The organism is Paraburkholderia sp. BR13439 (assembly GCF_040948805.1).
GTDB classification, from domain to species: domain Bacteria; phylum Pseudomonadota; class Gammaproteobacteria; order Burkholderiales; family Burkholderiaceae; genus Paraburkholderia; species Paraburkholderia youngii.
This window is the reverse complement of sequence record NZ_JBFPKN010000058.1, coordinates 1-11,648: the sequence shown is the minus strand read 5'-3', so window position 1 is coordinate 11,648 and position 11,648 is coordinate 1. Positions and strand designations below refer to the sequence as shown.

At 54.3% G+C, this 11,648-nt stretch carries 6 protein-coding genes and 4 pseudogenes; 4 read left to right on the top strand and 6 right to left on the bottom strand.

Annotation, left to right across the window (positions count from 1 at the left end):
- Both AB3X96_RS41130 and AB3X96_RS41125 read left to right on the top strand, forming a co-directional pair.
- Nucleotides 1-303: integrase core domain-containing protein (locus tag AB3X96_RS41130; protein ID WP_368594231.1), on the top strand; the 303-nt coding region annotated here is incomplete at its 5' end.
- A gap of 289 nt (nt 304-592) precedes the next feature.
- Nucleotides 593-1,582 (top strand): ribosome-inactivating family protein, encoded by a 990-nt coding sequence (locus AB3X96_RS41125; RefSeq protein WP_368594230.1) that lies wholly within the window; start codon nt 593-595, stop codon nt 1,580-1,582.
- Nucleotides 1,583-2,057: 475 nt separating this feature from the next.
- On the opposite strand, the pseudogene AB3X96_RS41120 reads toward AB3X96_RS41125, so the two are convergent.
- From AB3X96_RS41120 to istA, 6 genes and pseudogenes are all read right to left on the bottom strand, one after another.
- Nucleotides 2,058-3,134, bottom strand: a pseudogene (locus AB3X96_RS41120) (IS630 family transposase).
- Between the two features lie 196 nt (nt 3,135-3,330).
- Nucleotides 3,331-4,326 carry an aldo/keto reductase gene (locus AB3X96_RS41115; protein ID WP_176112084.1) on the bottom strand — a complete coding sequence of 332 codons (996 nt, stop codon included), beginning with the start codon at nt 4,324-4,326 and terminating at the stop codon, nt 3,331-3,333.
- 52 nt (nt 4,327-4,378) lie between these two features.
- Nucleotides 4,379-5,551, bottom strand: a complete 1,173-nt coding sequence (locus AB3X96_RS41110) for a pyridoxal phosphate-dependent aminotransferase (protein WP_368594229.1) — start codon at nt 5,549-5,551, stop codon at nt 4,379-4,381.
- Nucleotides 5,552-5,855: 304 nt separating this feature from the next.
- Nucleotides 5,856-7,112: an ATP-grasp domain-containing protein gene (locus AB3X96_RS41105; protein WP_176112086.1), complete on the bottom strand. Its 1,257-nt coding sequence runs from the start codon at nt 7,110-7,112 to the stop codon at nt 5,856-5,858.
- Nucleotides 7,102-8,184, bottom strand: a complete 1,083-nt coding sequence (locus tag AB3X96_RS41100) for a saccharopine dehydrogenase (RefSeq protein ID WP_368594228.1) — start codon at nt 8,182-8,184, stop codon at nt 7,102-7,104. The genes AB3X96_RS41105 and AB3X96_RS41100 overlap by 11 nt, the downstream gene beginning before the upstream one ends.
- 851 nt (nt 8,185-9,035) lie before the next feature.
- Nucleotides 9,036-9,636, bottom strand: a pseudogene (gene istA, locus AB3X96_RS41095) (IS21 family transposase); the annotation flags it as partial.
- Between the two features lie 2 nt (nt 9,637-9,638).
- On the opposite strand from istA, the pseudogene AB3X96_RS41090 reads away from it, so the two are divergent.
- Nucleotides 9,639-10,546 (top strand): annotated as a pseudogene (locus AB3X96_RS41090) (IS110 family transposase); the annotation flags it as partial.
- Between the two features lie 471 nt (nt 10,547-11,017).
- Nucleotides 11,018-11,506 (top strand): annotated as a pseudogene (locus tag AB3X96_RS41085) (IS5 family transposase); the annotation flags it as partial.
- Nucleotides 11,507-11,648: the final 142 nt, after the last annotated feature.

Here is an 11,648-nt window from a genome sequence, read left to right as displayed (position 1 = left end):
CACAGCGACCGGGGCAGCCAGTATTGCAGCGGGCTGTTTCAGGACACGCTGAAAGCATATGGCATGCGTTCGTCGATGAGCCGCCGTGGCGATTGCTGGGACAACGCGCCGACCGAAAGCTTGTGGGCTTCGCTGAAAGTCGGTCGCCTGCATGGTCGGCACTTCGCCACACGGCGCGCGGTGATGGACGAAAACGTTGATTGGCTGGGTTTCTACAATGCCCATCGGCTACACTCGACGCTCGATTACGTCAGCCCTATGACGTTCGAGAAGAACTGGCTCGCTGCCCACCGAGCCGCCTGAATTCCCTCGGCTATGGGATACGTCAAACAGGGGCAAGGTCAGTAATTGCAAGGCTCAAGCACGCTTACGTTGCTGTCGGTGCATGGGCACTAAGGGCTTTACAGATTCCAGTTGGTATTTGGCATTGGCTTGCCGGCATGGATTTCGCTTATATGGTCCAGGCTAATCTCATGGGAGTGTCGATATGGGTAAATTGCGGAAATTCAGCCTTGTCTGCACAAAAATGGATAGTCGATGCATCTGTGCCTAAAAGGCGATATGGTGTGCGGCGACTCAATGCCACAAATCGATGATCCACATTTATGACATCTCTTGGTTAAAAAACGGGGCGTTTTATATGGATTCGACCAACTTCGCGCTTATGAGTGGGCGCATCAATACTCGCGAATTCCGTCTTTTAATGACGCGATATAGCATTGGACATTTGATGGGAAGATTACCAAAAGCAATTTTAATTTCGTGGTGCTTTTCGATCTGTTCATTTTTGTATGCCGCCGAATTGAGGGTCGATTTTGGCGACCAACGACAATATGTAAACTCCTTGAATGCGGTCAGAGTCGCATTGGGCGATCCTGTGTCGCTCCCGAATATTCCCGTCGGGAGAATATTGTATCAATTGAGGCCAGATGCGTCAAATATCGTCGAGGGAGATGTAGTTGAAATAATTGGAGTTGATCGCGAAGACCAAAATCCGGATCTTCGATTGGTGATGAAGCCATCTGACTTGTACTTAACAGGATTCATCGTTGGGCGCGTGTTTTACCGATTCTCTGATTTTGCAGGCTCGGCCGGCGGAAGAGTGCAGGTGAATGCGCCACGGCGGCTGGTAAATTCTACGGTAAATCTGGCAGTAGAGTCTGGCTACCTCTCGTTGACAAGGATTGCTGGGATAAGGGAGGATAGGACGGATTTGTCAATCGATAGAAATTCACTAAAGGATGGGTACAAGAAACTAATGAAACATGGTTCTTCGACTAAGACGATAAACAAAGCGGAGGCAATGGCCTTGCTTTCATACGCAACAGTGCTATCAGAGGCGATAAGGTTTCGCAGTATTCAAGGGAAATTTGCTGGGGCTGCATTGGGCCGTTATGCTTACGTTCCCTATCGATTAAGTGCCGAAGATTCACAGAGAACTGTACGGTGGGGGCGACTAAGTGACGAGATACGTAGCGTTAAGGGAGGCGCAACAGAAATCGGTGCGTCTTACGGGGACCCGATTCCAGTAAAAGACGTCAGAGACATTTTTGGAATGATTTCATCCACGATGAGCAAATAATATCGCATCAACAGCTCTATCCCTTCTATTAACGATCGCGTTCAGTAGTTTTTGCAGGGGTCGTTATGTAGGTCACGATCGTTTCAATTCGGCAACTGCGGCACCTACCGGGCCTTCAGTCCGGCATTTCTTAAGTTTCTAGCGGACGTGCGAATTGTGGGTCAAAAAATAAGTTCTTTCCATTTCGATGGCTGGCGTGGTGTTGGCCTCCGGTCTCGCGTTTGGCGGGAAATATGCGCGATTCACAGAATTTTCCGGTAGCAAGGTCAAGTTGACGCTTGCAAGCTATCCGAGCACCGCGCTCGTCACGTTGGACTTGCTGCATACCATATTTGAGACGCCAACGGTGCCGAAGGCGCGCGTGGCGGCCGTGATGGTGGCGAAGTAGCGGAGGCGTCGCAGTGTTACAGACAAACAGGCATCCGCAACGTAGCACGCAGCCGGTCCGACCGAGCGACACATATGCTAAAACCACTTAGTGTTCCGTCCCAGAAATAACTTTACATAGCCGAGCCACTTTCTGAAGGATGGGATAGGCGGTTGCGGTCAAGATGGACGGTTGTGGTGGTTGTAGCGTTCGACATAGCGCTCGATGCTGGTGATCAGTTGGCGCACATTTCTGAAGGATCCGCGTCTGATAGCCTGCTGCGTGATCATGCCAAACCAGCGCTCAACCTGATTGAGCCAGCTCGAATAAGTCGGCGTGAAGTGCATGTAATAACGCTCGTGTTTCGCCAGCCATCCCTTGACCTTCGGGTGTTTATGCGTAGCGTAGTTATCGACGATCAGATGCACGTCAAGATCCTCGGGAACTGCGTGATCAATGTGCTTCAGAAGGGCCAGAAACTCCTGATGCCGGTGACGCGACTTGCATTGTGCGATGACCTCGCCGGTCGCCGCATTGAGCGCAGCAAACAACGTTGTTGTGCCATGCCGGATGTAGTCGTGCGTCACACCTTCGAGATAGCCCAGACCCATCGGCAACACTGGCTGCGAGCGCTCAGGTGCCTGGCATTGGCTCTTCTCGTCGACACACAGCACCAGCGCGTTGGTGGGCGGACTCAGATACAGGCCGACAATGTCGCGCACCTTCTCGACGAAGTACGGATCGGTAGAAAGCTTAAAGCTCTTCGAGCGATGAGGCTGCACACCGAACAGCGACAGATACCGGGCCACCGAGCTCTTCGAAATGCCCGTTTGCGCAGCAGCTGAACGCGCGCTCCAGTGCGTTGCGCCACCCGGTTTCTCGTGCAGCACCTTTGCCAGTAGCTCGGCCACCGTTTCATCGCCGTGCGCGCGCGGCCACCCCGGACGCTTCGTCATGCAGACCGGCGAGCCCCTGCGCGACGAAGCGCTTCTTCCAATGCGTGATCGCAGGAGAAGTGACTTCACATTGCACCGCGATCTCCCGGCTCGTATGGCCGTTCGCTGCCATCAGGACGATCTTTGCTCGGCGCACCAGAGAATGAGGCAGCGAACACGAACGGCTCATTGACAACAATTGTTCTCGCTCCAGATGGGACACGACAACCTCGATTCCCTTACGTCCCATGATCGTCTCCCACACACCATGAGTCGATCATAGAACACGCTGGATTTACGTAAAGTTATTTCTGGGACGGAACACTAGCCTGATCCGATCATGATGGTTTGCAATATGTGTCGCTCGATTACGCCGATCCGGGAATGGCTCGAATATGCCGGTCAGTGATAACATTCAGTATGCTTGATTGTGGAGCCCCCCCAAGTCAAAGTCCTATCACCTTTAAGATTGCTTCGGGCAATCGGTCGCCTCTCACCTCGATCCTCGAGATTCTCTCACTGATCTGGCTCACGTCTTCCTCAGTCAAATCGACGTCGAGGGCGCCAAGATTCTCCTCTAGGCGGTGCAGCTTCGTTGTGCCTGGAATTGGTACGATCCAACTTTTGCGTGCCAGCAGCCACGCCAGCGCGATCTGTGCCAGCGTGGCGTTCTTGTCTACAGCGAAAGTCTCCAGCACCTCGATCAGTGCCTTATTCGCCTTGCGCGCTTGCGGCGAGAACCGTGGGACGGAATTGCGAAAGTCTGTCGGATGGAGTCTCGTATTTTCGTCGATCCTGCCGGTCAGAAAACCGGCGCCTAGAGGACTGAACGCCACGAAACCAATCCCGAATTCTTCCAGAGTCGACAATAGCCCTCCTTCCGGCCCGCGCCAAAATAGCGAATACTCGCTCTGGACGGCTGTCACAGTTTGCACGGCATGGGCGCGGCGGATCGTCTGCACGCCTGCCTCCGACAGCCCAAAGTGCCTGACCTTGCCCTGAGCAATAAGGTCTTTGATCGCACCGGCAACATCCTCAATTGGAACAGTAGGGTCGACGCGATGCTGATAAAAGAGGTCAATACGGTCGGTGCGCAGGCGCTTCAGGCAGGCATCCGCCACGGCCTTGATATGTGTGGGCCGACTGTTCGTACCGCCCCTGCGCTCACCCGTCGCCATGTCGATGTCGAAGCCGAATTTCGTGGCGATAACCACCTGATCGCGGATTGGCTGCAATGCCTCTCCGACAAGCTCTTCATTGATAAACGGCCCATACGATTCGGCTGTGTCAAACAGCGTAACGCCGCGCTCATAAGCTGCTCGGATGAGGCTGATCATTTCCTGTTTGTCGCCCGGCGGCCCGTATAGGGCGCTCATGCTCATACAACCAAGGCCGAGGGCAGAGACTTTCAAGTTGCTCCGTCCAAGTTTGCGTATTTGCATAGATCTTCCTCCCGTTGACCGGATGGCAATTTTCAATAAGTCTAGCCAAATATCAATACTGCTCACGAACGAATTGTTCGATTCGATAGCACGCCTCATTCAGTCTCTGCTCATCCACCACCAGTCCTAGTCTCACGAAGCCATTCGCAGTAGGACCGAAGAGACTGGCATCCAGCAGAGAAACGCCCTTCTCTCGAAAGAGTTTCCAAGTGAAGTCATATGTGCTCAGTCCCGTTTCGCGGATGTCGATCATCATGAACATGCCCGCCTCGGGAAGCAGACATTTCACATTTGGGACGGCATGCAGGCGTTGAAAAACCGCATCACGCCGACGGCGATATAGTTCTCGCATCTGGGCAATGACGGATTGACGTTGTTCAAGCGCCGCCACGCCGGCTTGCTGAATAAAACCCGGTAGTCCATACGACATACAAAGTGCCAGTCGACCCAGATGACCGATCGCTGGTTCCGGTGCGATAACCCACCCTAGGCGCCAACCGGTCATTGCATACGACTTCGAAAAGCTGCCCAACGTCATCGTTCGGCTCGCCATGCCTTCCAGAGAGGCGATGCTAGTGTGGTCGCGCTCAAAAGTGAGGTCTGCATACACCTCGTCAGCGACGACCCATAAATCCCGCTCGCGCGCCAGCGCAGCGATGAGTTCAAGTTGCTCACGCGACATCACCGCGCCAGTCGGATTGCAGGGCGTCGCGAAGAAGATTGCGCGTGTGCGCGCACTGAGTGCGAACTTAAGCGCCTTGCAGTCCAGATGGAAGCCATTCGCAGCGTCCACCGCTACGGGCACGAGCGTGGCGCCCGAAGCACGGATTGCCGCTTCGTACGTCAGATACATCGGCTCAGGCACAATCGCTTCGTCGCCCGGCCCGCAAACGCAGAGCGACGACGCGAACAACCCATTCTGAACGCCGGCACAGACAAACACATTCGACTTGGTCACCTGACGGCCCGTGTCGGCCTGATGTTCTGCCGCGATCGCCTCACGCAGATTGTCTCGACCAACGCCGCCGGTGTAATGTGTATCGCCGTCGCGCAGAGCGGAAATGGCACGGTCAACGATGGGAGCGGGAGTTGGCAAGTCGGGATCGCCGACGCTGAGCACGATCACGTCTTCGCCCCGAGCGGCTGCGCGCCGGGCCGCCTTGTGAATGTCCCACGCCGACGTTCGCGCGCCCTGCAAACGGTCGACGAGATTCGCGAATTTCAAGTTAACCTCCTCTAAAAAATCGAGGCGAGTTCCACTCGCTTTTTTTGATCGTGCGTGTGTCTATACCTCTTGGGATGGGTCGATAATGTACGGAGGAAACCGAAGTATCAACCTCGACCGGCCGATGATTTCAAACGTTGGCTCGCAATGCGATAGCCGGATACACAACCTCGCTAACGAATTGGACAATAGTTCCGTACCGCTTCGCGGGCCGCCAGGGCAACGACTTGCCGCACACATACGACAACGCAGTTTTCCTAAAAATGGCCATTTCAGCGAGAAGCTGCGTCCAGCAGTCGGTCGACTATGCATCCAATAACCGCTGAAACATCTTTGATTCGAGTTCTCGAAAGCGGACATAATCTCTCTCCAGAGCCTGATTGTCGTTGGATAAGAGAAAGGCATAGCCCGGTCGGCCGGCGCTGTCGTGTGTCTTTGGCAGATAGTCGCCGATCTCTGGAAATACAACCATCCGCTCCAGTGTCGCTAATTCGGCGAAAGGACTAAGATCCGGATTATTCATGACATGTCCAGCCCTATTGGAACACATGTAGACAAACCTCAGGCCTTCTTGTCTTGACGCACGCAATGCGTTCGCTCGCCAACGGAACTGTCCCGGGTTTAATACTGTTTCAACCGTCACAGAAAGTTGACTGTACCCTTGCGCTTCCTCGACGGCCGCGAACAGTTGAGCGCCGCTCAGGCGCGCGCCGCACTCAATGAGTCGCGGTCCATCGACTGTCAACATTACCTCACAGTGTGCCGCGCCGTTCCGAATTCCGAGCGCGTCGAGTGTATCAAGAACATATCTCTCGACCTTTTCGAAAATTTCGGTCCGCCGCATTACGAGTTCGGCATAGTCATCTGTCGAGATTCTGTCTTCCAAGCCACCGACACCGATCCACATATCAGTGACAAAGTGATCGCCCTCGCAGCTGACGCTATTTACCATCAACTCGTCACCTTGAAGACGTTCTTGAATCACGAACTCGGTATTTACTACTCCTGTCACGTTGGTTTTACCATGATTTGCCGCGAACGCGGCTTTTATGTCGTTGTTACTCGAACATAGCACGACACCATCCGACCTGGCTCCCATTGTTGGTTTGAATATGACCGTGCCCAACTCCGACTCACTGTACCAAGTGAGAAGCTCGCTGAGCGACTGTGAAGCAAACTGCCTCATGCTGGGTACACCAGTCTTTCTGAGTGCTTCGATCATATGAAATTTGTTTCTGCGAGCGGACGTTGTTGCAGCGTCATTTCTCGGAACAGTGAAATTATCAGCTAATAAATCCGCGACCACGACACCCGACTCGCAACCGGGCATGATTGCTTTGACTGAATACGCGCGGAGCTTCGCGAGTAGCTCCGACAGGGTATTCCGTTCAAGACTGAAGTTCGCGATATAGTCGAGTGGGTTGTAGCCAAAACGCGACGTTCTTTCGGTGGAGCTAACGTGTATGCACTCATATCCATGACCGACGAAAGCAGGTGCCAAGTATCGTCCAGAATACCATCCGTTAACAATCACTATCACGTTCCTACTTCTAGTTTGCATTTAGCGTCCTCGCAATACTAGACACAAAATTGAGATGTGCAGTGCACCACGCTGGCGAGACCAAATAGTTATTGCATATGACCAGCTCACATAGGAAAGGAAACAACTCGTTGCTTATTGTCGAACTGGAGTCTACAGGTAACAGCGACGCTACATTGTCTATGGCAACGACATCAACGGCGATTTCTCCTGAACCGCATCTTCGTATCGGTCTTGAGAAATCGGTTGGCTCCCGATATATACGTATAGGATTATATGGACTCGCCGCGTCGCAACTTACGTCGCCAACCATCGAAAGTCGATGTGGTTCCACGAGCATTTCTTGATTAAGCAGTACGGGTGTTGTCTCGTCTGACCGTATGCAGTTGAAAAGGATGTCAAAATCTAAAATTTCTCTACGCAAGCCCGAACCAGTCTCCGCTCGCCCCCACCGTTCATGGCATAGACCAAGGACATTCATCAGGTGACGTACTCCCGATCCGGTCATTCCTTTTGCACCAGCTATGACAATCCTCGCGCTTCTTACCTTTTCAATCTTCCGCTCCAAAAACTCCACGAGATCTTCAAAGCTGCCATGGAACGGTTTCTCGAGGGATACTTCTGCCATATTATTCATCTTTCTTTCCATAAGTTCCAGGGTCACAGCAGCACCACACACGCCCGCCCAGAAACTTACCCCCCGGCTTACGAGTTCTGCGCCCCTAAAGTCTCGAAGATACTCAAGATCGAGCAGTGTTCCACCGCCTCGAATGAACCTGTCAAGCAGATCACCCGCGCGCATCTGTTGTTTGAAGACATGGCCGAAATAGATGTGGGTGTGCCGGATCTCCTTGACATCTTCACTGAGCTCTTTCAATCCTAAGATGTACGCATCTGGAGGCGCGTATTGCCAAGTCTGCGGCTTTACGATCTCACAACCGACCATTTCATATTGTACGTCAGAGAAGCACCGCATCGGAGATTGCTCTACAGTGACTCTAATCCCTTTCTTGACTAGCATCGCTGCATGAATCGGTATAAGCGGCGTGCGGCGCTCAAAATGTTTGGTTTCGCATCGAAGCCAGAAGTGCATGAAGTCCTCTTGAGCCAGTGGAAAATTACGCCTATCGTGAAGCTCGACTACAGCTATGACAGACACCCAGACACCCTCCGATAACTCCGGCTTGGCGCACGATTTACGTTCTTCTCGCGAAGCGACACAGTTAATGTGTAATCTTGCCTCGTGTTTGTAAATGAACTCATTGAGCCGCGCCAGTAGTATTGGCATACCGACGTGCACTCACCAGACAGAGTAGTTTTCCGGAAGGGCGACTTATAGAAAGTGGAGACACTGCGTACTCCCTTTAAATTGAACGTGAAAGTAGATTGCCAATTTTGCTGGCCAAGCACCGCGCTGCAAAAACGGGCAACATGTGCTCAGCTGTCGGTGTGGACTGTCTTCTTCTGTCGCGTTATGCCTCGACGGAATTGTGTCCACGCGGACCACTCTTGTGCACATTTTGTGCCAAATTCGCACGAGTCGGCGAATCGCTATTCGATTCGGCCTTCCGGCGAGTTTTGCGTTCCTGCGGACTGTAGAATTCTGGGTGTCGCCGTTACGACAAACATGCTTAGTTTTGTCGCAGACGCGACGTTTGAGAACGTTGTGAGCGCGGCAATGGCACCAGTACAACCATCCTGCTAACGTCGAAGAGATCATCAATCCCCGAAGCACCATCGTTGATATGCTCGCCCGCCTCCAAGCTCTGGTGCGCTGGAAATTGTTTTTGTATCCTTCACGTGGCTTCTGCGTGCGCTAACCTTGTTTGCGAAGAACGGAATCAAATAACCTCCGTCGTCGCTGCAGATGGTTGCATCTCTGCGTATATCTCAGAACGCCTTTTCTGATCGAGCATTGACTTCGCCGTCAGAAGAAGCGACTGAAAGACATCGCCCGATATGCGCATGCGCTGCCTCGACATCATCCAAGGTAAGGCCCGATTGCTTCAGGGTCGCCGCCAGCGGCACTACGAAACTCTCCTTCAGATGCCGCTCAAAACGTTCGACTTTGCCCTTGGTCTTGCCCCCCCGTAGGGGCGGCATACTTTCGGTGTGAAGCCGTACGTTGCCGCCAGTGCAAGCAACTGAGCATTCCATCGATGCTGGCTTTCGCCGAAGGGATCGCATTCGACAATTACTGACTTCGCGTTATCAAACAGCACTTGCTCGGGCGTTCCACCAAAGTGGAAAAACGCTTCGTGCAGGCACTCGCACAGGGTCGTCGCATCCTCGCCGGCGGTGAAGCGCACGAAGCTCGGACGGCTGTAGCCACGCGTCGCCACCAACGCCGGCAGTGGCACGCGGCCCTGCGAATGACCGCAAAGTCGGCGTGCATCTGCTTGCTCGGCGCCGTCTCGAAGCGAACCACCGGCTCCGCTTCGGCGTGCTTATGCGGCGCTAGAAATGCCTTCAGTTGGCTGATGCCGCCTTCATAACCGGCATCGCGCAGTTCTCCAAGCAGCACCGTCGCCGGAATCCAGTGCGGCGAGCCGCAAACAGTTGCACGAATTCTTCGCGACACTTCACGCGTGCATAGTGGTCATGGAATCCTGTGCCGGCGCGCACTACGTCGCTCGCAAGCGGGCTGATATTAGCCATCAGGTTAAGCTGATCTCGCCGCAGTTGTGAAGCCTTTCGTCAAGAGTAACAAAAACGACTTTGCGGATGCCGAGCCGATCTGTGAGGCAGCTTCGCGTTCGTCGATGCGCCTCGTGACGCCGAAGACGGAATCCCAACAGACGCTGTCGGTACTGCATCGGGTGCGAGAATCTCTTGTACGCGACCGTACCAAGACCGTGAACGAGATGCATGGCTTTCTGCTCGAGTTCGGCATCGGGCTACCGACTGGCCTGGCAGTTATTTGGCGCGTGCGGGCCATGCTTGCCGAACATATGTTGCCGCCCTATGTGGTCAGCACGCTGCAAGGTCTACACGCCTACTTCAAATACCTCGGCGGGCAGGTCGACGAGATTGAGAAGGAGATCCGGCTGCAACTAGCCGACGGTGATCTCGGCCAGCGTCTGCTGAGCATACCGGGCGTGGGCCCAATTACCACAAGTGTACTTGCAGCGGAGACGGGCGATGGCCAGCAATAAGGATGCAGTCGCGATTTTTCCGCGGCCGTTGGCCTCGTACCGCGGCAGTACAGCACAGGCGGTCGATCCAATCTACTAGACAGCAGCAAGCGCGGGGACAAAAATCTCAGGCGCTTGTTGGTGCAGTGTGCCCGAGCCTACATGCAGCGCCTGGACCGACAGACCGGACGGCTGGCCGCCTGGGTGCGCTCGATGCTCATGCGTCGACATTCCAACGTGGTGGCCTGTGCGCTGGCCAACAAGCTGGCGCGCACCGCCTGGGCACTGGCGATGCACCAAACGACGTTCAATGCAGGATGAGGCGAAATGCGCCCCCGAACGTTTACGCCGGATACGTCAAGAATCAGCGTTGCAAAAAGGGAGGGGACGATAGATTTACATCGGCGCTCACACCAATCGCCACGCGCACCGGTTCATCGTCTCATCGGTTCCGGGAAAGCGTGAGAAACCCAATGCCACTCGCAACGCGACGACAAGCCATATTGATCAGTCGTCACGCTGCAAGGGCGGACAGGATAACCTCTGCTGGGCCTGCCGACCAAGTTGATGCTCGCCAAAAATCGCGCAGCTTAACGCGCACCGAAACCGGACGTCTCACATGGTAGATACCACACTGACGCGTGGTGCACCGGAGGCGCGTCGTCGCTGACGATGCGCGGCCAAGCCTATCTGTTTTGCGAATGGCTAACCGTTATTGGCTACATTGTTTCAATTTTATCCACGGCCTAGAGGGTGTTATGAACTTTCAGTTGGACCTGGTATCGTGGTGTGATGACACCACGCAAGCCATACCCGACTGATTTGACGGACGAAGAATGGAGCTTCGCCGCTCCTTACTTGACCTTGATGAACGAAGAGGCACCGCAACGCCGATACGAAATTCGCGAAATGTTCAACGCGCTGCGCTGGATGGCGCGAGCCGGTGCCTCGTGGCGTATGCTGCTGACCAACTTCCCGCCGTGGGAACTGGTCTATCAGCAAACACAACGGTGGCTGAACGCGGGTTGTTTCGAGGCGATGGTTAGCGATTTGCGTTCGGTGCTGCGTATCGCCCAGGAGCGCCGGGGGCAACCCAGCGCGGTTATCCTGGATGGACGCACGTTGCAGTCCACGTGCGAAAGCGGCCCGCGTGCGGGCTACGATGGCTATAAGCGCAAGCGTGGCAGCAAGGTACACATGGCGGTCGATACGCTGGGCAATCTGCTGGCTGTGCACATTACGCCGGCCAACGAGCAGGAGCGAGCGCAGGTTGCCGAGCTTGCCCGCCAGGTTCAGTGAGCTTCCCTCGGTTTTTCGCCTTCCACAGGTCCCGAGTTACGCAGCGACATCCTTGGTCTGCTGAGCCTTGATCCAGTCTTGCAGAAACTGAACTGGCGATACGAAGCCAAGCGACGAATGACGA